Source organism: Rhodoblastus acidophilus (assembly GCF_009720655.1).
Classification (GTDB): domain Bacteria; phylum Pseudomonadota; class Alphaproteobacteria; order Rhizobiales; family Beijerinckiaceae; genus Rhodoblastus; species Rhodoblastus acidophilus_A.
Genome location: NZ_WNKS01000025.1, coordinates 1 through 22,782, shown reverse-complemented (window position 1 = coordinate 22,782; position 22,782 = coordinate 1). Strand labels below are relative to the sequence as shown.

Genomic DNA, 22,782 nt, shown 5'->3' with positions numbered 1-22,782 from the left:
ATTCATCCCTGATTAAAGCGCGCCAGGCGCTCGAACGGATCGTCGGGTTCGTCTTCCGCTGACGGCAATGGTATCGGCGGCGGCTTATCGGCGGCGCCAGCGATAGGGCGCGCCGCAAAGAGGTCGTTGGCTATAGCGTCGTCAGGCAAGCCACGCCGACGCGCGAGATGCGCCCATTCGACATCCGTGGTGCTCGACAGACCGAGATATTCGGCTAAAGCCAGATTGTAGATCCTGCAATCGAGCAAATGGTTGTCTTCATAGGCCCGCTTCCAGACTTTCCTTGAGCGGCCGCGATAAGCCTCATCAGCCATGTATTCGGCAGTGATTTGCCTGAAATATTCTTCGTCAAGCCACATGCCAAAATGACAATAGCCTTCCGGATCGGCCGATGCGCCTGACTTCACCCCGAGCTTGTGCAGGTCGGAATAAAACGCCCCTTTCAGCGGCCATGTACCGACCGGCCAGAGCTTGACGCCTTTCTTGGCCTTGTGCCCAGCCAGATCGATATCCATCAGGCTCGGTGTGCCGATCGGCGGCTTGCCCCAACCGTCGCGCCCGTCGAGCGCCAGAACCATATCCTGCCCGGTGTCAATGTGAAGCCGCTGGTTGCTTCGCACCCACGCGTAAACCACATGCGACCGGTAGCCGGAGTCCACGCCGAGCGCGTCAATTTTGCGCATCCGCCCGAAGGCGTCGGGAAATTCCCGGTTAAGCGTCTGCGCCCGAAGCTTCTCGAATGCGTCTCCGTCAGGAGATTCTGTCGAGCCGTCGAGATAAAGCGCGTCCACCACCCATGTCTGCCGATCCGGCGCGATCGCAATGATTTCCAGCCAGATGCCGCGCATCTGCACGTCAGCCGCCGCCAGCAGGATGAGCCCGCGAGGCGGAATATGGCCACGCGTTAGACCCTCTTCGCGGCGCTCCATCAGCCGTACATGGTCCGGCGCGTCGCCCCGGAACTGGTAGGGCAGGCCGAGAACCAGGTTCCAATAATCCTTGCGGCCGATCTCGCCTTTTTTGCGCTGCTTGAGCCAGTCCTCGGCTATCGCCTCATAGGACATCATCAGCGAAATGAAGGCGTCGATGTGAAAACCAGGATGGCGGTTCTCACCCGTCGCCGTCGCCCGCCACTCGCCGGCCCGGATCATCGGCACTCGCGACGCATCATCGATCAGCGTGCCGCAATTCTGGCAGACATAGGCTGTCTTGTGCGGCCGCTCCTCATCGATTTCGAGGAAACGGAACTCGTGCACGAACCATCCCTCGCAATTCGGACATTGGCAATGCCAAAATCGCTGATCCGAGCGCTTGAAGGATCGGTCAACCCGGCAATGACCAGGAGCCTCCCCCAGTTCGTCGCCGGAATCGACCTCCGGCGTCGAAATCTCCAGAATTTTCCAGTTTCGCCGCCGTCTGAAAGCCGTAAAACGCCCAAAAAACAAGGTTTCTGGGTCGCCATAACCCGGAATGTCCTGCCACTTCGACACCTCGTCCTTGACGCCTTTTTTGGCCGTCTTGGACGAAAGGTCCATTACCGCGTTGGCGTTACCGAGCCAGAGGCGGCCGCGCGAGAAAACCTTTTCGTATGTTGTGGAGCCTGAGCCAGAGCGCGACGTCTGCGGCTCGATAACGTCACGACCGGTCCGACGCTGCCACGCGTCAATAAGTGGCTGCAGCTTTCCCGCGTTGAGGTCGCGCAGCGCGTCGATCCCCGGCACAGCGTAAAGCGTGTTCGCCGGTTCGCGATCAGCGATGTAGAGACACCATGCGAGCGCCAGAATGGAAGCGCCGGTCTGCTGGCTCTTTCGCACCGTGACCAGGTTGCACGGATGATCGTCGCCAAGACAGTCGGCAATCTCGACGAGATAGGGCGCGCCCTTCGCGCTCCAGAGTTGGCCCGCGGCGGGGCCGTCGACCAAAACGATGTTTTCCGCCATCCACTCTGACAATGGCATCGGTGGCGCGAGAACAAGACGCTCCGCCAGCGCGTCGAGCACACCGGCGATAGCCGACATGTCGTTTATTGCGTCTTGGAGGGCGCGTCCTCGACAATGGACGCGCGCAGATTGTTGGCTTCGGTCTTCAAGGCGCGCACCATTTCAGCGGAGAATTCCGCCGCCACCCTCTTCAGAACCGGCGCGAGGCCTCGCACGCCATCCTTGGCGACAATCGCCGCCAGATCGTCGGCTTGCTCTTCCAACCGCCCCAGCACGTCCAGAATCACGGTCGCCGCGCGGTCATACCCTTCGGCTACCGCCTGAGTGTCGACGAGCTTGCCCTTGATCGTTTCCAGATCAATCCGGCGCCGCTCGGTCTCCAGCCAAGTCTTCTGCCGCAGCGCCTCGTCATAGGACTCTCCGTCCTTGGGAAGCTCTGTGCGCTCCTGCGGCTTTGGCTGTTGCGCCTTCGATGGATCATCGAACCGACCGCGCAGCGCATCATACTGGGCGACGTTCACAGCCACCACATTGCCCCGCGCGTCGCGCTCAACAGCCAAATCGTGCTGCTCTACGAACCGCTTGACCCGAATTGAAACGGTGGGCTTCGAAACGCCGTCACGCGCCGCGATCTGAGCGATAGACCACATCACAGCGCGAGGAGTGTTAGGCGTGTTAGTAGCAGCCGTTAGCACCGTTAGCCCCTATTAGCCCTGATTTTTCCATTGCCTAACTGGAAACACGCCGGGCCATTTTCCTGCCGCGTGCGATTTTAAGCGGCGGAAGGACCCGTGAAACGGGGATGTTTCACGGGGTAGGGCGACCGCGCGGCGGAGGGAGGGGCTGCGGTCACGCGCGGCGACCAATGCCCCAGAGCAGCCACCACGGGCTTGTCACCCACGCCGCAGCCATACCCCATGACGCCAGCCACAGCGCCAACGCCAGCGCGTCGGCGGCGTCTATCGCCGGCATACGCGCGACCCGCCGCAGCGGCGTTCGGACACCAAGGCGCGGCCCGACAGCGCCATGCTGACCAGAAGCAGGATCAGACCGATACGGATCAGCATCGATACACGCCGTTGAAGAGAGGATTTTCTTGCCGCGCTTGCGCACTCGGACCGGATATCATCCGGTTTGCTTTCGAGGACGTCGGCGCTGTCTGGCGCTCTTTTTGCCCTCGACGGGCCAGTGTCTCACGCTGCCTGGGGCGGCCTTGGGCCGCATACCCGCGATCTGGACCGGTTCGTTGGCCGGTCCGCACGCGACTGGCGCATAAACAGCCGTGATTTGATTTGATTCGTCAAGCCGTCATACGCGTCAGTTCAGACACATCCACTTTCAATTCGAACTGCTGACGCCCGCCCAGAGCGTCCAAATCCAGGAACGCGCGCATGCGTTTCTTGCCGTCGAAGTTTGTGATGTGCGCCATCATTCCGGCAAACGGCCCGGATTTGATCTCGACGCCAGCGCCGACATCGAGCCCTGGCTCAGCCTTGACGAGCGCGGCGGCGTCAATCATCGCGCCCGCCGCCATCAGCATGATCATCTTCCAGCGCGGGATCAACGCCGGCGGCGAAAACCGATCGCCATCGCGCAGCACATCGACCACGCCACGCACATGCGGCGCGGCGCTCCATTGGTCAAAATCGTTCCAGCCGAAAAAAAGATAGCCCGGGAACAAAGGAAACGCGGCCGCCTTGGCCTTCTCCTGCTTGCCCGCGCGCGAGGTCCGCCACCGCTGTTCGACGATCGACGGCGCGAACACATCAAATCCCGCAGCTTCGAGCGCCTCGCGCGCCGCCGCATTGCACGCCGGCTCCGGCAGCATCCGCGCCCCAAAGGCAAATTCCCGCCGTTCGCCCAGCGCTTTCACGCCTTGCTTCACCGCCGCCACGCCCCAAAATTGCCGATCCATCATCCCCTCACCCCTCGCAGAACACGCAAAAACGGCCATCCTCCCGTCCCTCCCGGAATTCTCAAAAACCTCCCGTCCATAAGTCTTTGAATAAAAACCATTTGGGAGGATTTGGGAGGATAGGGAGGGTTTTTGCATATGAAATTCTATTTTTTCCTGCGCGAGCGCGCGCACACACATATGAGGCCGAAGCCCGCGAAAACCTCCCTATCCTCCCAAATCCTCCCAAAGCCAGCTTTTACAGCAGCTTACGAGCGGGAGGATTTGACAAAAAACGGGAGGATGGGAGGATTGCATCACGGATCACGCTCCTCATCATCGCCAAATCCGCGCTCGCGTTCTTCGTTCGTCCAGGCGCGCCCATGCTCATTGACGAAGTCGCTGACGCCCTTGGTCAGCGACAAATCAAGCCACCAGATTTCAGACGCCTTCTTTTTCGGAATGCCGCGTTCGGTGAGGGCCATGCCCAACCCCTTCATCGTCCACTCAGCCTCGCCGTTGGCTTTCGCCCAGGCGCAGAACAGCCGATGCATTTCCACCGCCTGGACGCGCTTGCCGAGATCGGGCTTTGTGCAGACCTCCAGGAAGCGCCCAAGCGGGTCACTGTCCGCCCTGTAATCCGCCGTCGCGGACTTCACCGTTTCCGGCAGCAGCAGGCCGTGATCGAGCCAATCGCGCAGCCCGTCGAGGCACCAATTGAAGATGCCCGAGGCCTCCTGATAGAGCTTCTTGTCGAGACCTCTGTCCTGCTTGGCCGGCGCGATTGTGATCGGCCAGGGCACGAGGATCATACGTTGCCAAATGCCCTCATCCGTGCCGCTGATTTTTGGCCGGTAGTTCCCCTGCATGGTCAGCTTGGCCTGCGGGCGAAACGAGAAGAATTCCTTGTTGAGGTGGCGCGCGTCGATCCTATCTTCACCGGTAAAAAGTTTGACCAGCCCCTCATCGAGCGTCGCGCCCTTTTTGGGCTCAGATGTCGTCAGCAGCCGCACGCCCGGCAGCTTGGCGAGATCAGGCGTAGCCTGGCCGCCAGCTCGCGCGCGGCCGGAATCGAGAAAGCTTTCGATGGGGATGGTGTCGGCGTAGTCGCCGCCGATATGCAGCAGGCACTTGGTCCAAACACCCTTGCCGTTCCGCCCCTTGCCATAGTGGAAGGTCAGCCGCTGTTCCGACGTGTCGCCGGTCAGGCCAAGGCCAGCCCATTGTGCGAGGAAACGTTGCGCCGGGCGGGAACCGTCCGCCTCCGGCGGCTGCACTTGATCCAGGAAAGCGCGATAGTTCGGCGCTTCCGCATCTGGATTATAATTCACGCGCGCTAGTTTGGTGATCCGGTCTTTCGGGGCGTGAGGATCGAGGCGCACATAACCCTCGAAATCCTTGCTGACGCGCAGCGTCCCATTAAGCACATTGATCGCATAATGGTCGCGGTCGAGCTCCTCAGGGCCAACGGCGAATTTCGCCGCAGCCAATTTTCCGATCGCGGATATCCGGTTGTTGCTTTCCGAGGCGCGACCCCACTTCGAGACCTTGGCAGAAAACAGCGTAACTTTCCCGCGATCATCGACAATCTCATAATCGTCGTCAGTGCCGCGAATGGCCTTGGCTTCATTCTGGATCGCACGCACCGTCGCTTGCACGGCCGACATCACGGCGTCATTGGCGCCATCCCGCGCAAAACGCCGCCCGTCCCAGATCAGCCAGCCCAGCTTTTCGCACCACAAAACCTTCCCGTCATGGCGCGCGAAAAAACGCTCCGCATTGCCAAGATCGGTCATCGGCAGAAAGGCGCAGCGGCGATCAAGTGAGCTGTCGTCAGAGACGACGCCGCTTCCCCCACCCCCCTGGGCAGGCCCGCCGTCGTCGCCTCCCGTTTGGGAGGGTTCTTCAGGCGCGCCAACAAAGGGTCCGGGTTCAGAGGAGCGCGGGGCGATGGGTTCGCCTGGCGGGATGTACCCGTCATCGGGAGGCGCAGCTCGTGCGGCGAATGGCACAACATTCGAACGCTCCCGCGCGCGCGTCCCGATCTGCGAAAGGTCGGCGGGTTCGGATTCGCCGAATTTCAGGCCGCGTTCGATGGTCCCGCCAGGCCGCACCGCCTTATCGTTGCCCTTGATGCCCCACGCCATGCACGCGTCAACGAGCGCCGCCAGCGCCACCGAGCGCGACAAAATGCCAGCGCCGACCAAATGGCCAATCTTGATCGCGCAAATGTTGGCGGTGTCGCTGCGTTCGCCTGGGGGCGTGCTGGACAGGATGCGGCATTCGGCGTCAAGCGCCGCAAGCGCGTATTTGCGCCGCGCGTCATCGACGGCGGAAGCCTCTGCGGACGCCCTCTTGGCCACATCGACTCGAGGAGCTAGCCTCTGCTCGAACTCCCCACGTTCCATTATCAGATCGACGAGCCGCGCTGGCGCTTCGGGCAGCAGACCCGATGGCGGCGTCAGCCATTCATAACTGCGCCCATTGAGCATGACCGAGGGAGGCGCGATCACATAGCCATAAGGACCGCGCACGTCGACATGCGCACGGATCGCCTCGGGCGCGTCATCGCATTTCTTGAACAGGTTGGCGCGATTGCGCATCTCGATATCGACGGGAGAACGAAACCACAAATGCAGTCCGCCCGATTGCGTTCGGCTGATCGCCATGCCCTCAGGAAAGCCGCCGCAAAATTCCTCCAGCGCCGCCAGCATGTCTTCGGCCGAAACGTCGCGCGGATCGAGATCGACAACGAAGCCGGCGCGCGCATCGGTGCGCACGCCGATCAGCGCGCGCGGCCACTGTCGCCACCAGGCGCGAATTTGCTCAGCGTCGCAGGTCGCGAGGTAGAAGCCGCCATCCTTAGCTCCGGGTACGGACTCTTTGGGCGTGAGCGGCATTTTCCCGACGCCCTTGTCGGGCGAAGGCGAGCAAGGGAAAACCGCCCATCCGCGCGCGGCATAATCGAGTGCGGCCTCCAGAGGCGAAAATGTCCGTGCTGGCTCGCTCATTTTGCCGCGCTCTCAATGCTCTTCTTCTTGGTTGGTGGGAAAACGCACGCGAACAAAAAGTCAGATCCAGGACTCGACCTGCGGCGAGAAGCTCATCACGCCACCTTCCGGCGCTTCGGCCGCGCCACGCCTTTCTGCGCATTGGTCATCCATTCACCCCTAATCTTCCCGACGTGGCGTCCAACGGCCATCTCGCTCAAACTGAGGCGCAGGCCTATCTCGCGATTGGTGATGCCGGGGAATTTCAGCAGCAGTTCAAGCACAGCGCGTCGGTTGGCTAGGTCTATCTCGCGCGGGTCGGCCGTCACTGCGCCAGCGTCACTCATCACGCCACCCGGTCAAGCGCCAACGGGCTGCGCCGCGACACCCGCATGCAATCGCGGCCTCCGTTCGCGTCGCGCGACCAGGCCAGCCATTCGTCTTCGGAAATGCGATAGAACTTCAGCACGTCGCCAAGCGTCGCGTGGCCGTTCTTCACCGCCGCCACCAGCGCCATTTTGCGCGCGGGCGTGAACCGCCCGATCTGCGCGAACAGTTTCAGCACGCCGTCAGAACAGCGATCCTTGACCGGATTACCCCGCAGATCGATCCACATGGCCCTGACCTCCAGACGACGCGGACGGCCAACACCGCCCGCAAAAATAGCTCTTGCCGATTCCAAACGGCGGAAACTTCGCCCCGCAAGCGCAGCGCCGCCGGTCGTATTCCGCGAACCAGTCGCGCAACCCCTTGGCGCGCGCCTCCGCCTCGGCTTTCGGATCAGGCCGCCGCGCCATCGCCCGACTCCAGCATTCCGGCAAGCGCATCGAGCGCGGCCCCGGCGATCCCCTGGGCCTTGCCGCAGGCGTCGCGGGTGACGCCGGCGCGCAGCCGGTCGAAATCGCAGCCCAATTGCAGTGCGTAGGACAGCAGCACGCCAGTGTCGCGGATCAAATGATCCATGAACTGGTCGCGCTTCACCGCATTGATGAAAATCTCGCCGGGTCGGCCATCAGCCAGAAACCCCACCGTCGCGACGGCGGGATGCGACGAGGTCGCCGGATCGGCGAAAAACTCAAAAGTCAGCGCCGGCCGGCGCGCGGGAAGCTCGGACATCACGCCGGCGCCCGCAGTTCGGAAAACCGCACGACGCCGCGCATGTGCCAATTGTCGCGCCGCTGCCGCGTTTCCCGCGACTCATAAGCGAGCCCCATGTGGTGCGCGCAATAAGGGCCGCCATCGATCGGCTTGCCGGCGCCGCAAAAATGAAAATCCTCGGCGCCCGGATGACCGATCGGCCATTTGCACATGCGTTCGGTGAGATGCGCGATCTGCACGCGCCCACTCTCGGGAAGTGCGACCTCGCCGACCGCCAGATCAATCGCCGGGGCGGAGGGCGAGCGAGCAGACTGTGCGCCCTCCGTCCCGGCAACCTGCGGAAGCGCTGAAGGCGCGCGCGCGTCCGCTTTGGGAGGCGGCGGAAGTCGCGACGCCGCCTCATTCCTTTTTTTCTCCGACGCGTTCGATCGCGTGTCGCCGCCCCGCGCGCCCTTGAACCGCAGCCCCAGCCGCCACGCCAGCCCCAGCACCGCATTGCGCGAGCCGAGATCGGTCGTCACCGCAACCTGCGCGGCGCTCAGTCCTTTCGCGATCGCCTCCGTCAAGATGCGATAGGACGGATGGTCCTCTCGCGTTTTCGCATTGCCGAACGCTCCCGCCATGCCTCAGACTCCCCGTGTGTCGCGCGCTATTTGCGCCCGCGCAGCTTGCGCCTCGACCAGGAGGCGGGCGGACGCCAGCGCGTCAGGCGAACCAGCGTCCACCCCGCTTTCATCAGCCGCCACCAGCTCCGCCTGAATTCTCGAAATCTGTCGCAGCAGCGCACGGTCGATCTTCCTCGCAATCGCGACACGGACGCCTTTGTGGCGCTCCCGACGAATATTTTCCGCTGTGCCGCCAGCCACGCCGATCGCGTCGGCGACGATTTGGCGGGCCTTTTCCGCGCCCTTGCCCGATAACACCCGCGCAATCGCCTCCAGCAGCAGTAGGGAGACGCGGGCGCGATCGTCCGGGTTGTGGGGGAATGCCAAATTCATGGATGTTTTATCCAGATTTTGGGATGTTTTATCCATGTGGGCTGGATGCATCGCGCCGCTCCCCGTGTGATCCTGTGATCGCTGACAACGGGGAGGGCGATGCGTGAAGGAGATGAGACGCGCGGCCGGGCAAAGCAGGCGCGTCTCGTGGTCAAAAGGAAGCGGCGGATCGCCCCAGTGCAGGTGACGAGCGATCCGCCGACGGCGCGGGCGAGAAGAACCGGAGATCCCGCGCCTTCCCCCAGCCCACTTGCGCGACGACCAAGACCGCAAGAAACCACCGGGAGAACAGAATGTTGAAAGCCTATATGTTCGAGACCAAGCGCGGCGTGTTCCGACTGCTGCCGGAGACGGACGGCTATGTCCTGATGTTCGGAAACGAGCGACTGGCGAAGGCTCACGACGCCCCCTCCGCCTTGTGGCAATTGTTCGCGGGCAAGTCGGCGTTTTCCGCCGTCGAGGCGCGCGAATTCGGCGTTCCCTCGACGTTGGACGATTGGGACGCGTTCGATTTGCGCGCCCGCAGCACCTGATCGTGCCCGACGATAATTTCGTCCTGCCATGCACGCTCTTTCACCGCGAGAACTGCGCGATCGAGCAGCGACGGGTCCATGGCGACAAACGCTCCGACCAGAAACCGCACCTGCTCATGCGTGAGGCGAATCCACAGCGCGTCGCGCAGGGTCGGATGGTTCTCAGGCTCGACGGTGACGCCCCATTTCGCGCCGAGATAGGGCCCGGACACCGCAACATGCTTAGCGTGAACGGAGCGGTCGAACGGCGTGCGCACGGGGAGCTCGGGGATCATGAGCGCCGCTCCGCGAAATAGCGCTGGAAAGCGCCGAGGGATTGCAACCGGAGGTCGGCATGACTTTTGACGCAAATGACACGGCCAAGGATTTGCTCCTGGCAGGACTGCTGCAAGTCCTCGACCGCGTCGCCGCCGAGGGCGGCGAGACTGTCGCGATGAAAATCGCCGCCGACATCCACGCGGCCTGCGACACCTTCGGGTTTCCAGGCTTGAATGCTGAACAGGCGCAGGCGGTCCGCCGCGCCTTCGACGTCAAGATGGCCGCACTTGAACAAAGCCTGCTGAACGCAGCGCGCAAAGGCGGCAAACCGGGCGAGGGGTGAAGCGCTCACGCGGCGGCCTCCGAATCGGTGGGAGCGGGGCGCGGCACGTCGGCGGGCCATTGAGCGCCTTCGGGCCATTGCGCGGAAAATGAAGCAAGAACGCTCGCCAACTTGCGCGCACCCATGTCACCGCCAGCCCGCAATTCGCGACTGCGACGCCCCGCGCCCAGAAATCTGGTCGACACGGTCGCCTCGGCTAAGCCGGTGGCAGCGGCGTAAACGTCAATGACGCGAATAAGGCTTTCAACGTGGCTCATGCGGACAATATGAGCGGACTATAATCCGCATGTCAAGCGAGGACTGCAGTCCGCGTTCTAAAACCATTCCTCATTTGCGATAATTCTAACCATGAAGCCGGCGACAAACCCAATCGTTGCGCGCATCGATCAGGCGAGAGAAAAGCTTGGCAAATCGCGCGAAGCGGTATCCCTCGAAGCGAAAATGGTGCGCGGCTATCTACAAAAGATGGCTGAGCGTCCGCACGCCGTTCCGAAAGCCGACACATTAGCGCGCCTGGCTACGGCAAGCGGAGCGCCGCTGGATGAATTGCAGGCCATAGCAAGCGGGGCGACACCTCGCGCTTTCAGCAGCACAGAGCGCGAAGCTGTCACAAGATCGCTTGCGGAGCCGCCGATTCCTATCCTTGGGGACGCGAAAGGCTCAGCGCTCGGGGCTGTGATGTCGTGTTCGACCCCTATAGGCTATGTCGCGCGACCGCCGGGCCTGATTGGTGTCGAAGGCGCTTACGCGGTTTTCGTTCAAGGAGATTCCATGTCGCCGCGCCACAAGAATGGCGAATTGCGCTTTGTTCATCCCTACAAGCAACTAAACCCAGGCGACGACATCATCGTCCAGATTGTGAACGCCCACCACGAATCGGGCGCATTCATTAAGACGTTTGTCGCCAAACATCAAAAGTGGTTAGTATGTCGACAAATCGCACACGACGCCGAAGTCAAATATCCAGTCCAGCAAGTAACGTCTGTCCACAAAGTGCTTAATACAAACGAGCTCTTCAATGTTTGATTATCGAATCGTCGTGAATTTTCCTGCGCGCAAAATCACACGCGATCGGCATGCGTTGCAGTCTGCGCCAATCGCATCGTCTTTCGGTCTGCCTACTATGAACACTGGAGAACCGCAGGCAGGGCAGTCACCAACCCACGCTCCTTGACGCCAGCGACGACCAAACAGGCTCACTCCACCAACAACAAGAAACGCCCCAAACCAAAACATCGGGTCAATCAAGCCTAGCCGCGTCCATGCGCCGAACATAAGCGCTAGACCGCCAATCATAAGCGTCGCGCCAATAAAAGCAGCAATGGTCATTGCTGCTGCCGCCATCGCCCATCCGCGCCGGACAACTTTTCCTGTTTTCAGGCTCACGGCAACGTTTCGATCGTATTTTGCGGGTGTCGGGGTGTCGGGCATGGGCTACCTGCAGAGCTTGTGGCGCATCATCGCGACGATCGCCGATGCGGACCCGCCAAAAGCGCCGCACGCCGCCGTGCAAAGAAAAATCGCAAAAACAACAAATATCGCCCGCAATCGCCTGCTCCGTCCCAGAAGGCCGCGAACTGAGCCTAAAGCACATGTGCGTCGGCGTCATGCGGAAAATAATCCGCATCCTCTTGACGCGGACTAAAATCCGCACATATGATCCTCCCATCGCCGCACCGAGCGCCGATGGGAGCCGTCATGCCGCACACCCCAACCCCTACCGAAAAGCCGATCCACAACCACCTTGGCGCGGTCTGGCTGCACATGCGCCCGGAAATGCGCGATCCCGAATACATCGTCACGCGCATGTCCGCCGACCTCTGCGCTCTTCGCCGCAAGCACGGTCACTACGACCTGCACGCGCTGCTCGCCCTCGGCTGGACCGAGGCGCAGATCAACGAGCACAGCGCCGCCGCCATCGCTTCCGCCATCGCTTCCGCCATGTTCCTTTCTGTCGGAGTCTCCGCATGACCCATCTCATCGACGCCTGCACGCCGTCCGCCGTGGAGCTCGGTCGCCGCATCAACACCCTGATCGGCCGTCGCCTGCAAATCATCGCGGCGCTGCAAACCGACAATGTCGAACACGCCCTGGCCGCGTGCACCGATTACGCCGACGCGATGACGGACCTCATCGACGAAAGCATGAAGCTGGCGTTGCTTATCGAGGCCGCCTTCGAGGCCCGCTCGGCCAACCCATCCCTCCAGACCGAACAGGGGGCGTGATGTCCCATCGCATGACGCAAATCCCCCGCGACATTCTCAACCAGATTTTTGCGCGCAATCTGGAGGCCACCACGGCGGTCTGCGCCATTTACGGCCGCATCCAGGACAATCCCGAGATCGCCCGCGTCGCCGCCGAGGATCTGACGCAGGCCGCCGAAGGGCTGCAAGCCCTGGCGCAAAGCCTCGCCGCCTACCTCGCCCCCGAAAACTCCAAGCTGAATTGAGACGACGATGACGAACAAGATGGACGATGGCGGCCCGGCGTTCCCGAACCTCGAATATGTGGAAGGCCAGCGCGACGGCCATGGCGACACGATCGACGGCTACACGGTGGCGACCGGTGGCATGTCTCTGCGCGATTGGTTCGCGGGGCAAGCGCTGACAGGCCTTCTGGCGGCGTGTGAAATATCATGCCCTGCTTCGCTGTTTGCAAAAGAAGCTTACGCCGCCGCCGACGCCATGCTTGCCGCGCGCGCGATGAGGAGCCACTGACATGGTCCAACTCATCGCCGAACGGAAGATCGCCTTCACCCGCATCAACGGCGCGTCGCCGTGCAACGTCCGCGCCGAGTCTGACGCGCTGGGGGACGATTTCGCCTCGCTCGCCGCCACCATCGACGCGCTCGGTCAGATCAAGCCGCTCGCCGTCCATGGCGACGACCTGTCCGGCTACTGGATCATCGACGGCTTGCGGCGCTGGAACGCGCAGGCGCTCCGCATGCAGCAAGGCCGGCTCGATCCCGAGGCGGACGAAATCCCCGCCAAGATCTACGAAGGCACGTCCGCCGAGCTGGCGGAACTGTCCATCGCCGCCAGCCTGCAAAAGCAGCTTCATCCGGTGGAGGAATTCGAGGCCTTCGCCTGGCTCAACGAAGCCGGCATGACCACCGAAGCCATCGCCAAGGATTTCGCTTTCACCCTTCGCCACGTCAAGCAGCGCCTCGCGCTTGGTCGCATGGCGACGCCGATCCGCACCGCCTGGCGTGTGGGAAAAATCACCCGCGATCAAGCCGAAGCCTATTGCGAGGCCGGCGACCCCGCTGAGCAACAGGCGCTGTTCACGCGCCAGTTTAATCAGGGCGAAATCAACGCGCCCGCATGGCAAATCCGCGCCTTTGCCCGCAAGGACAAAGTCAGCGCCGCCGATCCCATGGCTCGCTATGTCGGGCTCGACGCCTACGCCAAGGCCGGCGGCGTCATCCGCGAAACCCTGTTCGACACCGACGAGGAAAAACTTCTCACCGACGGCGCGCTGCTGCGTCGCGTGGCGCGCGAAAAACTCAGCGCCGAGGCCGAGATGATCAGGGCCGAGGAAGGCTGGGGGTTTGTCGTCATCGAAGACGACCCCGAGGCGCCGAAATTCAGCTTCGACCAGCGCGCGCTCGACCTGACCGACAAGGAGCGCGCGCGCCTTTTGGAGATCGAAGAGGAAAGCGCCCAGGGCGACCCGGAAGAGGAAGCCCGCGTCCGCGAAGTCGACGCCATCGAAAAGAAAGCCTTCGCCCGCACCTATTCCAAGACCGAACGCAAAAGCCTCGGCATCACTGTCGAGATCAACGATCTCGGCATGCTCTCCGTCACCCGCGCCGCCATGCTTCTCCCCGCCCAGGCGGCGCCCGAGCCGGCTTCTGACTCTCCCCGGGAGCCGGCTCCCCAATCCGACGCCTACCAGCCCGCGCCGCTGGAGCGCGCCAAGATCGAAGTGGAAGCCCCGCCGAGCAAAGGCGCAGGCGAAGTGGTCAACAGCGCGGCGACCGAAGCGCTCGCCGGCGTCGCCGCCGCCTGCGGCAATTTCGCCCTGGCGCTGCTGGTGGCGCGGCTGGGCTGCTCCTATGGCGGTCGCGAAGGCGGACTTTGCATCTCCGGCCACGAGTCCGCGCATTGTTTTCAAGAGCCGAGCAACGAGCTGCTCAAGAGCATCAAGCGCGAGAACTTTGGCGCCGCTCTGAAAATCGTCGCGGACGCGCCGTTGAACGATATCACCGTCGCCGCTTTTGCTTTGATCGGCGCGCACATCAACACGCGGCCGGAGGATTTCAAACACACCCGCCATACGCTGCGGGTCGCGGCGGAATTCAGCGACGTGCGCGCCCGCCTGCGCGAAGCCATGGATTACGAGGCCTATTTCAAGGCGTGCCCGCGCGAAGTGGCGTTCGACCTGTTCGAGGAATTCCTCGGAGCCTCGGACGTCGCCGCCGCGAAGAAACTGAAGAAGGCGCCAATCGTCGAGAAGGCCGCCCAGCTCGCCAAGGACAAGGGCTGGCTGCCGGAGCAGTTTTCCGATCTGCCGGTTGACGCGGACGCAGAACACCCCGCGCCTGTTGCAAAGCCCGGCCGCGCCGCCAGCGTCGAGGTCGCGACTTTCGTCGACGCCCAATGCGTGCGCGGCGACGACATCGAGCAGCCGACCCCGGCCAAGGAAATCTACGCGGCCTATGCCGCCTTCGCCAAGGCGCGCGGCTGGACGCCGATCACCAACGCCGCCTTCGGCCAGGAGATCGCCGCGCTCGGCGTCGAGAAGATCAAGACCCGCGCCGGCATGGCCTATGTCGGTTTGGGCCTGCCCGCCATCCCCCGTCCCGTCACCCAAGCCGCGGAGTGATCGCCATGCAGCAGCAAGCCTTTTTCACCATGCGCGCCGGCCGGCTGGAGCGCATCCCCGTGGACCGCTCGGAAGACGGCATTCTCGACCTTTCCACCCATTTCGCCGCCGAACAGAGCGCCGCGATGATGACCGCCCCGGGCGAGGTGCGGAAGGAGACGGCGCGCCTGCTGACCGAACTGTCGCTTGACCTTGAAGCGGTCCGCGACGCCATCAAGATCGCCATTTCGTCCGGCCTGATCGAGGAGGCGATCAGCGCGTTGGAGGAGCTGAGAGACCTGTCCTTCGTCGACGCGAACCATGTCGCGCCGATTGTGCGCACCGCCTTCACCACGCGGCGCGCCGAGATCGCCAGGGAGCTGCACGCCCTGCTGTGCGCCGCCTACGAAAAGTTGACCGGCCGCTGTGTCGAAATCGAGCGGAGGGCGTGATGGACCATCCCACAGTTCCAACCGAATCCCCGATCCAGGTTCCGCGCTGGCGTGTCACGATCACCTATCGGGCCGACGCCAACCGCCCCGGCCTGACGCGCCTGGTGGCCGACCAGGACGAGGCGGCGGAATACGTCCGCACCGCGCCCTATTTCGACGAAATTGAATTCATCGACCTGGTGCTGATCCCGCGCCGGCAGGCGGAGCAAGCGGCATGACGCCAAACCTCCCCTGGGCGCCAATCTCCGGCCAGACCGCGCTGCGCGTGATCGAGCGCAGCGAAACCTTTGTGCTGTGCGAGGACAGACACTCAGGCGCGATTTGCTACCTGTTCGGGCTGGACGGAAAGCCGGTGTCCATTGGCGGCCGCAGCCTGACGCTGCAAGCCCGGGTGATGAAGCCCGAGCCCGTCGCCGAGATCGAACCCGATCCTCGCAGGCCCGCCTTTGAAATGGTCGCGCCGCCGGCCATCGCGGCGCGCGCCACGAAGAAGGCCAGCAAACCCAAACCCGCTCAGATGAGCCTGTTCTAACCCCGGGAGTCGCCCATGTCATACGCCATTGTTGGACTGATCTGTTTTGCCCTCGGCTCTTGGTTCGGCGCGGCCCTGACCGACGACCGCGACCCGCTCGACCAGCCGGACGAATGAGCCGAACGAACCCCTGAAGTGAAGAGGAGGAGACTATGAAGACGATCCACGTTTACGACCGGCGCAAAATCATGCAGCGCGCCCACCAGATCGCGCGCCAGACGCGCGAGCAAACGGCGCGAAAAGCGTTTGACCTCGACGTCCGCATCGTCGGCGCGATGATCATCCATAACAAGCCGCTGTCGGCGCACATCGCCGCGACGCCGGTGGATTTCGCCGCCGCCATGCGCACGGCCTGGGCCGAAGCCAAGGGCGCGAACGTGCTCCCGCGCAGCCAGGCGCTGACGATCGCGCGCCCCACGCCGCTAGCTCCGTTCAACCGCCGCATGCGCTTCGCCCGCGTGTTCCGCCTGCTGTCGAGCGCGGCCCGCTGGGTCGGCGCCCGCTTCATCCCCTCGCGCGCGGCGTGAGTTCAACGAAAGGCTCGCACATGACAGAGACGGCCGAAGCCGCGCCTCCGGAAAACGACGGATGGGAATGGGCGATTGTCGAAATCTTCGGCCATCGCAAGCACGCCGGACGCACGCGTGAAGAGGAGCGTTTCGGCGCCAAGCTCCTCCGCATCGATATCCCGAAAGACGGCGATCCGGAGACCAATGGCTGGGAGACGGTCTACTACGGCGGATCGTCCATCTTCTCGTTTGCTCTTGCGGATGAGGCGACGGCTTTGCGCTTCAACAAGCCCTACGCGCCGCCCTCGCGCATCCAACTCACCCACGAGCCGGCCAACGAGTCCGACGACGACGACGACATGAACTTTTGAGGGACCGCGCTATGATTCCCGACATCACTTGGCCTGAGAAATTGACGCCGCCGCTAGACGACGTGTTGAGGCTGATGAATTTTCAGACCGGCCCTATCGCGCATTTATACCGCCGCGCCGGCCATGATATTCCCAGAAAATGTGAAGCCGAGCAGGCTTTCGTCCTGCATCGATTCATTGGTCTTGCGATCAAACACGGCGACGAATGGCGGAAGTACGCGCAAGAGGAACTCAACGCGATGATGCAAGCGGCTGAGGCGTGACGCCATGACCGACCACGCCGACGCCGAGACCATCGAAATGGTCCTGTTCTTGGAGCAGACCACCGCCGGCGCAATCCGCGTCGGCGACGTGCACACCAAGAGCGTCTGGCTCCCGAAGAGCCAGATCGCCTTTCAACCAGATCAGCCGCGCATAGGCATGGTGACGGTCACCCTGCCCGAATGGCTGGCCAAAGACAGGGGGCTGATTTGACCACGGGAACCGACGCCGGCGTTGTGCCGGAAATCTACATGGACGAAACCACCCCGCCGCCGCGCGCCACGCCTGATGATTGGATCGTCCGAAAGGGCGACGCCTTCATGATCGATTTCGTCCCCGTATTTTGCGATGACGACGAAGCGTCGGAAGCGCTTGCCCTAAAAAACGGCGAGAGGGTCCCCTTTGGGCGGCTCTACACCTATCCCACAGCCACACTGACTTTTGGGGAAAACGGCAAATGGCAGTGTGAGCCTCCGGCGCCCAATGGCGCCGAACAGGTCATGGTTGAGGATGATCCCGAGACAATGTCGGATAGCGTCGCTGAATTGGTCGAGAATGCAGATCTAGATTCCGATTTTTCCTACACCCTCCATTTCTACACATGGACAGACGAGCTTTGGACCTTCGACGCCGAGGCCGGCAAGTTCACGCGAGGCGCCGCATGAGCAATCGCTGCGACATATCCCCGGAATACGCCGATGCGCAGATCGTCAGCAAACCGGGCGAACGGCTGCACCGGCTGTTCGCTATGCTCTGCGACACATGGATTGATGACCTGAGCCTGGAGAGAATCCACCAACTTGAAGAGTTCATTATCTCATGGAGGTGGATGAACGCGCGCGGGGAGCGGATGGACACATGACCCCGCGCCTCACCATCAACGAGAGCGAGCACGCCACGCCCGGCTATGTGGTCGCGACCGCGCGCAGCGCGTCGCCCGCCATCGTCTGGCGCGGCCCCTTCGCCGATCTCCAGCACGCCCGCGGCTATGACGCGATCCACTGCCACCCCAGCGACGGCGCAAAAATCCGCGCCGCAGCGGCGCGCAAGAACATTTTGGTTCGGGAGGCGGCATGAACGACGTCAATGCGCTGATCGCCAAAGCACGCGAAGCGTCAAACCACGTCAAGGACTGCGGCCACCGGAAAGGCGGCAAGCGATGACCGTCCCGCACCTGAATGCGACCGAAACGACTGTCCTTGCGGCCTTGCAAGGAGCGAACGGCGATTATTGCTTTCGGAACTTCACCTTCCTCTCGCGGGAAACAGGCCTGGACCGCCAGCAAGTCCGTCGTGCCTGCCGATCTCTGGCGCGAAAAGGCTTAGCTGTCTTCGGACGGGGCCTTTGGACGGAAGACGGAACGCCGGCCGGCAGCGGCTACGCGGCGGCAGGAAAGGATGGCGCGCGTTGAAAGAGCCACTCAAGATCGCAGGACAGATCAAGCCGACGCCAACGATTGAACGCGTCGGCTCTCAGATCATCGTCGCACTCGACGGGAAGCCGGTCGTCACGCTCCATTACGATTACGCGTACATGGACAATGCGACGCAATGGAGCTGGGCGCGAAGCATCGTTGAAGCGTTCGGGTTAATCCCACCCGAGGCCGCACCATAGACAGAGAGATGACGCCACATGAACCAGCACGCCAAACCCGACAAGCCGCCGAAGCCGAACTCAAGGAGTTTCGCGAGCGCGTCATCTCCGCTGAATTGGAGCGCGATGCGATACAAGAAGCCTGCGCCACGCTGGCCGCCACGTCTCCTGTTTCTGAACCGCAAAGTCCCGAAAACGCATGGACTTCGTGCCGTTCTTGCGGATGCCTACAAGACAGCACGGCGACTTGATCGCCGGGGTTACGCTCCGAACGACGATGATAAGGCGATGACGGACAAGCAGGCCGGTCGTCGTCTAGTTTTCCTCGCGCTCCTCATATGTCCTCTCGACCTTGAGGTTTGGCAGGCGAAGGAGGCCGGACAAGTCGTTCGCGTCGCTTGAGTTCACGGTCTATCGCCTCGCGAATGAAGTCCAGGCGGACTTCGCCCGCCTCAAGAACGGCGGCAATGCGCTCGGTGACCCCTTCGGACAGGGGGAGCGTGATCCTCGTCTCGAATTGCTTCTTTCTGCCCACAGTGGGCGGCTTGCCGTATGTACGATTTAGAGTCAAGCAGCACCTTTTTTCGTATGTACGATATTGACGGCATATCATACATACGTTATGACTTCAATCATAGATACGATTGGAGATGAAAATGATGAAAGGCTTACCTCTGCTCCCGCGTTCTGTCTCCGCCCCGTCAGGCCATAAATGCCTTGGAGCCTTCCCGGTCTTTGAAGTTGGTTGCGAATGCGGCTGGTACTCACTTCCGCACAAGGAACGGCGCCACGCTTATTCGGAGTGGCGCGAGCACGCGCGCACTCATGGCGGGGTAGTCGAAAGCTATGAAGAGCACGCAAAGCGCGAAGCGGCGTACAGGCGAAAGCTGGAAGCGCAATGAACCTGCCGCTTTTCGCCAAGCTGGTCGAGCCGAAAGGCCCGGCCAGTTCCGCAGCTCTGCAAGAGGCGCGCGTGCATGTGAAGGCCGAACATATTGCCGAGCCTGACAATTGGGATGCGCGCGATTGTGTTGCGCTCATCGACGCCGCCTTGGAAGAGAAAGACCAATGATTGACGAAGAACTGATTGATAAACTGGAACGCGGCGTCCCGCGCGTGAGCGGTATGGAACAAGAATGGGATGACATTGCCGAAGCTGACAGCATCATGCGCCAAGCCGCCGCCCGCCTCCGCGCCCTGACGCAGCCCGGCATGGGAAACCCCACGGAGCCGAGCGCCAGGGCGAGCGCCTACGCCATCGACTTCCCCCGCCCCGCGAGCGCGCAGTCGCAACCTGACAGCCGCGCAGACCGCTATCTCCGCGACGCTCAGGCCCGCCAGCGTGGGGAAAATCTCGACGGATCGCCGAGGCGGGAGTGCGTTGCTACAGCCCCGGGCGGCAAGACTGACGATTGGGATTTCCGCAGCAAGACCGTGATCGAACAGGTGTCGCCGGGGCGGTTTGAAGCCAAGGCGCAGGAGGAAACGAAGAATGTCTTCGCCTGCTTGCATTGCGGAGGTTTTGGAACCGTCCATGGCCGTCATTGCCCACGCTGCACCGGCTCGGACACCATCGCCAATCTTGAACGCAAGGCGCAACCCACGAAAGGAGGTGATGACACTGCCAAATCCAAGCAACAACCTGGCACGCCCCCCGGCGCGAGTGCGAGCGTGACCGTGGGCGCGCCAGATAAGCCAGACGAAGGCTTGAGCTATGGAAGCTCTGCTTATCGGTGGTGGCGGTCGCACGGTCATGTAAGGACAGCGGAAAATTCACCGGCTCAGCCAGCGCTTTTGGCCGATCTGGCGGGACTGGCGAGCTATGACGCGGGGCTACTCAGCGATTACGGAGGCGGAAACGTCGAATGGTGGCAAGATTACATGCGGGCTGAATTGGGCTGCGCCCATGACTTCTACGAAGCTCAACTCTCCGCCATCATCGCGCGCCATGGAGGAAAGTCATGAGCGATGGTGAAAAACCAGCAGCTGATCTGGCCGCGCTGGTGAAGCGTCTAAAAGGCGCCGCTTACGGAGCCCGCTACACAGACGGCGGGTCTTCCCCGCGCGCTGACTTGCTCGATGAAGCTGCTGCTGCCCTCATCGCTCGCCACAGCGTCGCGCCTGTGCAGGGAGCGCCACCCGAGTGGAGACAATTCCCTGCGCCGACACTTGAGCGCGTGTTCGCCTCGGGGTGGCAGAAGCCGAGCGGCAACACCGTTGGTTATTGGTGGGTTCACGAAGACACGACCGATGAGCGCGGCGTCCCGATGGATAAGCCAAGCGCGTTGCTCTGGCAGCCCATCCCAGAGCGCCCACCGTTCAAAGACCCTGACGCCATGCGCGCCGCCCTCGCGCAGAAAGGCGGGGAGTGATGGAGGCCGCATGAACCAGCTCCTCTCCCTCCAGGAGGCCGCCTCCCATCTCCGCATGTGCGAGCGCAGCTTGCGCGCTTGCGTGGACGCGGGAGAGCTTGCTTATATTGACCTTGCCAGGCCGCAGGCCAAGAGGCGGCGTATGCGCTTCGACCCTGCCGACCTCGCAGCTTTTGCGGCGGAGCGCCGGAGGAAAACATGTCCGTCTTCAAACGGAAGGACTCCCCCTATTTCTGGTACGAATTCCGGCTTCAATGTTTACGATTTCGCGGCTCTACGGGAAAAATGGGACGCCGAGAAGCCGAAATCGAAGAACGCGCCAGAAAAAGCGAAGCGGCGCGGGAAATAGAACGCCACGCAGCCGCTGAAAAAGCGTTTCGAGGGCAGGGCGCCCTCACCCTTGGCGCATGCATTGCTCGATATTGGTTGGAAAAAGGCCAGTTTTTAGCTGGGCCAGAAACCGTCAAGCATAACCTCAAGCGCATAGCCGACCACTTCGGCGAGCATCGCGCGATGACGGAGATTCACGACGCCGACATTGCCGCCTGGGTCGCGCAGCGCCGCGCCGAAAAAGCCTGGGGCCGCGACAAATCGACGCGTGTCCAGAACGGCACGGTCAACCGCACCACGATCGACGCGCTGCGAAAAATCTTCGGCCACGCCCGCGAATCCTGGAAACTCCCATTTCCGACCGAGCCCTCATGGTCAAAGCATCGACTGAAGGAGCGCGAGACGATCGGCGCCGAGGTCAAGCGCATCGACCAGCAGCAGATCGCCGAGGCCATGCCCGAAGGCTACCGCGAAATCTGGCTGTTCAGCCTCGCCACCGGCCTCAGACTGGCGGAATGTTTCATGACCTGGTCGCAGATCGACATGGAGCAGGCGACGGCGACGCTCACCCAGAAAGGCGGGGGACAACGCCAGGTGATCCTCGGCCGCGCCGCCATGGCGATCCTCGCGACGCAGCGGGGCAGGGACCCCGAACACGTCTTCACGTACATCTGCCGCCGAAGGGGCGGGAAGGGCCTCACCGGCCGCGACGAGCGCCTGATCCTGGGCCAGAGCTACCCGGTGAGCTACAGCGGCCTGAAAAGCGCCTTCCGCCGCGCGGTCGCGCACCTTGGGCTAAAGGTCAGATTTCACGACGCCCGCCACACCATGGGTTCAGCGATAACCCGGGTGAAAGGCCTGAAGGCGGCCCAGCGCCAGCTCGGCCACGCCAGGATCGAGACGACGGCCAAGTTCTACGCCCACGTTTTGGACGACGAGCTGCGCGACGCGCTCGATGCGGCCGCGCCGCATATCGGGACGGTGGACGACGGGAAGAAGAGGGAAAGTAGATGAGAGACACTCTTAGACAAATAATACACGCCGCAATCCTCGCCAGCCTAAAAAAACAAGCTACCGAGTACCAAGGATCGCCGCCCGAGCTTTACGAAGAAAATGATGATGGATCCGTGACCCTCGACGGAACGTTCAATCTCAATAAGGCCGCAGACGCGGTGTTTTCTGCACTTTGGGACTTACCGTTTGCCGTCACAATGGGCGAGGAGGACGCTGGCGCCTGGCTTTTCCACGGCGCTGGATGGACGATCAACGGGAAACCCCTTCCTTCTGTTGTGACGCTTGAGCCCGGTCAAAGCGTCACCGTGTCGCTAGAAAAAGCGCCACAGCTCCCCACATCACTCCCCACGTCGGCAAAATAAAATAAGTTAAGCCTCAGACAAATAAAGAGAACCAGCGTTAAGCGCCGGTTCTGGGGGACTAGGGGTCGTGGGTTCGAATCCCGCCACTCCGACCATTTAAAGCCTGATATTCAAAGGCTTTTTCGC

General features: G+C 62.3%; 37 protein-coding genes. 26 read left to right on the top strand and 11 right to left on the bottom strand.

All coding sequences use genetic code 11. The features are described 5' to 3' along the window. Positions 1 to 2 precede the first annotated feature (2 nt). From GJ654_RS18725 to GJ654_RS18680, 10 genes are all read right to left on the bottom strand, one after another. A complete protein-coding gene (locus tag GJ654_RS18725) occupies positions 3 to 2,018 on the bottom strand; it encodes a terminase gpA endonuclease subunit (protein ID WP_155447703.1) in 2,016 nt (671 codons plus the stop codon). A gap of 5 nt (positions 2,019 to 2,023) precedes the next feature. After that, positions 2,024 to 2,590, bottom strand: a complete 567-nt coding sequence (locus GJ654_RS18720; RefSeq protein ID WP_155447702.1) for a hypothetical protein — start codon at positions 2,588 to 2,590, stop codon at positions 2,024 to 2,026. A gap of 650 nt (positions 2,591 to 3,240) precedes the next feature. Next, entirely contained in the window at positions 3,241 to 4,029 is a 789-nt protein-coding gene (gene nusG, locus GJ654_RS18715; protein ID WP_196305620.1) for a transcription termination/antitermination protein NusG, read from the bottom strand. Between the two features lie 122 nt (positions 4,030 to 4,151). Beyond that, positions 4,152 to 6,845 carry a phage/plasmid primase, P4 family gene (locus GJ654_RS18710; RefSeq protein WP_155447700.1) on the bottom strand — a complete coding sequence of 898 codons (2,694 nt, stop codon included), beginning with the start codon at positions 6,843 to 6,845 and terminating at the stop codon, positions 4,152 to 4,154. 95 nt (positions 6,846 to 6,940) lie between these two features. Then, positions 6,941 to 7,171 carry a winged helix-turn-helix domain-containing protein gene (locus GJ654_RS18705; RefSeq protein WP_155447699.1) on the bottom strand — a complete coding sequence of 77 codons (231 nt, stop codon included), beginning with the start codon at positions 7,169 to 7,171 and terminating at the stop codon, positions 6,941 to 6,943. Then, positions 7,171 to 7,440: a DUF1153 domain-containing protein gene (locus GJ654_RS18700; protein WP_155447698.1), complete on the bottom strand. Its 270-nt coding sequence runs from the start codon at positions 7,438 to 7,440 to the stop codon at positions 7,171 to 7,173. Before GJ654_RS18700 ends, GJ654_RS18705 begins: the two co-directional genes overlap by 1 nt. Positions 7,441 to 7,604: 164 nt before the next feature. After that, positions 7,605 to 7,940: a hypothetical protein gene (locus GJ654_RS18695; RefSeq protein WP_155447697.1), complete on the bottom strand. Its 336-nt coding sequence runs from the start codon at positions 7,938 to 7,940 to the stop codon at positions 7,605 to 7,607. Next, a complete protein-coding gene (locus GJ654_RS18690; protein WP_155447696.1) occupies positions 7,940 to 8,545 on the bottom strand; it encodes a GcrA family cell cycle regulator in 606 nt (201 codons plus the stop codon). The genes GJ654_RS18695 and GJ654_RS18690 overlap by 1 nt, the downstream gene beginning before the upstream one ends. Positions 8,546 to 8,548: 3 nt before the next feature. Next, positions 8,549 to 8,971 (bottom strand): hypothetical protein, encoded by a 423-nt coding sequence (locus GJ654_RS18685; RefSeq protein ID WP_155447695.1) that lies wholly within the window; start codon positions 8,969 to 8,971, stop codon positions 8,549 to 8,551. Between the two features lie 346 nt (positions 8,972 to 9,317). Next, positions 9,318 to 9,728 (bottom strand): hypothetical protein, encoded by a 411-nt coding sequence (locus GJ654_RS18680; protein ID WP_155447694.1) that lies wholly within the window; start codon positions 9,726 to 9,728, stop codon positions 9,318 to 9,320. Positions 9,729 to 9,787: 59 nt separating this feature from the next. Between GJ654_RS18680 and GJ654_RS18675 the strand changes: the two genes are divergently transcribed. Both GJ654_RS18675 and GJ654_RS18670 read left to right on the top strand, forming a co-directional pair. Further along, positions 9,788 to 10,054 carry a hypothetical protein gene (locus GJ654_RS18675; RefSeq protein WP_155447693.1) on the top strand — a complete coding sequence of 89 codons (267 nt, stop codon included), beginning with the start codon at positions 9,788 to 9,790 and terminating at the stop codon, positions 10,052 to 10,054. 348 nt (positions 10,055 to 10,402) lie between these two features. Then, positions 10,403 to 11,080: an XRE family transcriptional regulator gene (locus GJ654_RS18670; protein ID WP_155447692.1), complete on the top strand. Its 678-nt coding sequence runs from the start codon at positions 10,403 to 10,405 to the stop codon at positions 11,078 to 11,080. On the opposite strand, the gene GJ654_RS18665 is transcribed toward GJ654_RS18670, so the two are convergent. Continuing rightward, entirely contained in the window at positions 11,081 to 11,485 is a 405-nt protein-coding gene (locus GJ654_RS18665; RefSeq protein WP_155447691.1) for a hypothetical protein, read from the bottom strand. It lies immediately after the preceding gene. Between GJ654_RS18665 and GJ654_RS18660 the strand changes: the two genes are divergently transcribed. From GJ654_RS18660 to GJ654_RS18550, 24 genes are all read left to right on the top strand, one after another. Then, a complete protein-coding gene (locus tag GJ654_RS18660; protein WP_155447690.1) occupies positions 11,484 to 11,699 on the top strand; it encodes a hypothetical protein in 216 nt (71 codons plus the stop codon). The two genes, GJ654_RS18665 and GJ654_RS18660, sit on opposite strands and share 2 nt — an antisense overlap. Positions 11,700 to 11,752: 53 nt before the next feature. Next, complete coding sequence (locus GJ654_RS18655) at positions 11,753 to 12,025, top strand: hypothetical protein (protein WP_155447689.1); 273 nt, start codon at positions 11,753 to 11,755, stop codon at positions 12,023 to 12,025. Further along, positions 12,022 to 12,279, top strand: a complete 258-nt coding sequence (locus tag GJ654_RS18650; RefSeq protein WP_155447688.1) for a hypothetical protein — start codon at positions 12,022 to 12,024, stop codon at positions 12,277 to 12,279. The genes GJ654_RS18655 and GJ654_RS18650 overlap by 4 nt, the downstream gene beginning before the upstream one ends. After that, positions 12,279 to 12,503 carry a hypothetical protein gene (locus GJ654_RS18645; protein WP_155447687.1) on the top strand — a complete coding sequence of 75 codons (225 nt, stop codon included), beginning with the start codon at positions 12,279 to 12,281 and terminating at the stop codon, positions 12,501 to 12,503. The genes GJ654_RS18650 and GJ654_RS18645 overlap by 1 nt, the downstream gene beginning before the upstream one ends. Positions 12,504 to 12,510: 7 nt before the next feature. Continuing rightward, positions 12,511 to 12,771 carry a hypothetical protein gene (locus GJ654_RS18640; protein ID WP_155447686.1) on the top strand — a complete coding sequence of 87 codons (261 nt, stop codon included), beginning with the start codon at positions 12,511 to 12,513 and terminating at the stop codon, positions 12,769 to 12,771. Position 12,772: 1 nt separating this feature from the next. Further along, positions 12,773 to 14,881, top strand: a complete 2,109-nt coding sequence (locus tag GJ654_RS18635; protein WP_155447685.1) for a ParB/RepB/Spo0J family partition protein — start codon at positions 12,773 to 12,775, stop codon at positions 14,879 to 14,881. 5 nt (positions 14,882 to 14,886) lie between these two features. After that, positions 14,887 to 15,312: a hypothetical protein gene (locus GJ654_RS18630; RefSeq protein ID WP_155447684.1), complete on the top strand. Its 426-nt coding sequence runs from the start codon at positions 14,887 to 14,889 to the stop codon at positions 15,310 to 15,312. Further along, positions 15,312 to 15,530, top strand: a complete 219-nt coding sequence (locus tag GJ654_RS18625; RefSeq protein WP_155447683.1) for a hypothetical protein — start codon at positions 15,312 to 15,314, stop codon at positions 15,528 to 15,530. The genes GJ654_RS18630 and GJ654_RS18625 overlap by 1 nt, the downstream gene beginning before the upstream one ends. Further along, entirely contained in the window at positions 15,527 to 15,844 is a 318-nt protein-coding gene (locus tag GJ654_RS18620; RefSeq protein ID WP_155447682.1) for a hypothetical protein, read from the top strand. Before GJ654_RS18625 ends, GJ654_RS18620 begins: the two co-directional genes overlap by 4 nt. A gap of 152 nt (positions 15,845 to 15,996) precedes the next feature. Continuing rightward, the gene (locus tag GJ654_RS18615; protein ID WP_155447681.1) at positions 15,997 to 16,371 is read left to right on the top strand and encodes a hypothetical protein; all 375 of its coding nucleotides are present in this window, start codon (positions 15,997 to 15,999) and stop codon (positions 16,369 to 16,371) included. Positions 16,372 to 16,391: 20 nt separating this feature from the next. Then, positions 16,392 to 16,724, top strand: coding sequence for a hypothetical protein (locus GJ654_RS18610; RefSeq protein ID WP_196305619.1), 333 nt, complete (start codon positions 16,392 to 16,394; stop codon positions 16,722 to 16,724). An 11-nt stretch (positions 16,725 to 16,735) separates the two neighbouring features. Continuing rightward, complete coding sequence (locus GJ654_RS18605) at positions 16,736 to 16,987, top strand: hypothetical protein (protein WP_155447680.1); 252 nt, start codon at positions 16,736 to 16,738, stop codon at positions 16,985 to 16,987. Between the two features lie 4 nt (positions 16,988 to 16,991). Further along, complete coding sequence (locus GJ654_RS18600; protein ID WP_155447679.1) at positions 16,992 to 17,198, top strand: hypothetical protein; 207 nt, start codon at positions 16,992 to 16,994, stop codon at positions 17,196 to 17,198. Positions 17,199 to 17,236: 38 nt separating this feature from the next. Beyond that, the gene (locus tag GJ654_RS18595) at positions 17,237 to 17,650 is read left to right on the top strand and encodes a hypothetical protein (protein ID WP_155447678.1); all 414 of its coding nucleotides are present in this window, start codon (positions 17,237 to 17,239) and stop codon (positions 17,648 to 17,650) included. After that, positions 17,647 to 17,847: a hypothetical protein gene (locus tag GJ654_RS18590; RefSeq protein WP_155447677.1), complete on the top strand. Its 201-nt coding sequence runs from the start codon at positions 17,647 to 17,649 to the stop codon at positions 17,845 to 17,847. The genes GJ654_RS18595 and GJ654_RS18590 overlap by 4 nt, the downstream gene beginning before the upstream one ends. Next, positions 17,844 to 18,062 (top strand): hypothetical protein, encoded by a 219-nt coding sequence (locus tag GJ654_RS18585; protein ID WP_155447676.1) that lies wholly within the window; start codon positions 17,844 to 17,846, stop codon positions 18,060 to 18,062. Before GJ654_RS18590 ends, GJ654_RS18585 begins: the two co-directional genes overlap by 4 nt. Before the next feature lie 330 nt (positions 18,063 to 18,392). Next, entirely contained in the window at positions 18,393 to 18,599 is a 207-nt protein-coding gene (locus tag GJ654_RS18580) for a hypothetical protein (protein ID WP_155447675.1), read from the top strand. Between the two features lie 18 nt (positions 18,600 to 18,617). Continuing rightward, positions 18,618 to 18,980: a hypothetical protein gene (locus tag GJ654_RS18575; protein ID WP_155447674.1), complete on the top strand. Its 363-nt coding sequence runs from the start codon at positions 18,618 to 18,620 to the stop codon at positions 18,978 to 18,980. 496 nt (positions 18,981 to 19,476) lie between these two features. Further along, the gene (locus tag GJ654_RS18570; protein ID WP_155447673.1) at positions 19,477 to 19,650 is read left to right on the top strand and encodes a hypothetical protein; all 174 of its coding nucleotides are present in this window, start codon (positions 19,477 to 19,479) and stop codon (positions 19,648 to 19,650) included. Further along, the gene (locus GJ654_RS18565; protein WP_155447672.1) at positions 19,647 to 20,543 is read left to right on the top strand and encodes a hypothetical protein; all 897 of its coding nucleotides are present in this window, start codon (positions 19,647 to 19,649) and stop codon (positions 20,541 to 20,543) included. The genes GJ654_RS18570 and GJ654_RS18565 overlap by 4 nt, the downstream gene beginning before the upstream one ends. Further along, the gene (locus GJ654_RS20915) at positions 20,540 to 20,950 is read left to right on the top strand and encodes a hypothetical protein (protein WP_196305618.1); all 411 of its coding nucleotides are present in this window, start codon (positions 20,540 to 20,542) and stop codon (positions 20,948 to 20,950) included. Before GJ654_RS18565 ends, GJ654_RS20915 begins: the two co-directional genes overlap by 4 nt. 10 nt (positions 20,951 to 20,960) lie before the next feature. After that, positions 20,961 to 21,299: a helix-turn-helix domain-containing protein gene (locus GJ654_RS20910; protein ID WP_196305617.1), complete on the top strand. Its 339-nt coding sequence runs from the start codon at positions 20,961 to 20,963 to the stop codon at positions 21,297 to 21,299. A gap of 164 nt (positions 21,300 to 21,463) precedes the next feature. Beyond that, complete coding sequence (locus GJ654_RS18555; protein ID WP_196305616.1) at positions 21,464 to 22,294, top strand: tyrosine-type recombinase/integrase; 831 nt, start codon at positions 21,464 to 21,466, stop codon at positions 22,292 to 22,294. Next, a complete protein-coding gene (locus GJ654_RS18550; protein WP_155447669.1) occupies positions 22,291 to 22,656 on the top strand; it encodes a hypothetical protein in 366 nt (121 codons plus the stop codon). The genes GJ654_RS18555 and GJ654_RS18550 overlap by 4 nt, the downstream gene beginning before the upstream one ends. The last annotated feature ends 126 nt before the right edge of the window (positions 22,657 to 22,782 follow it).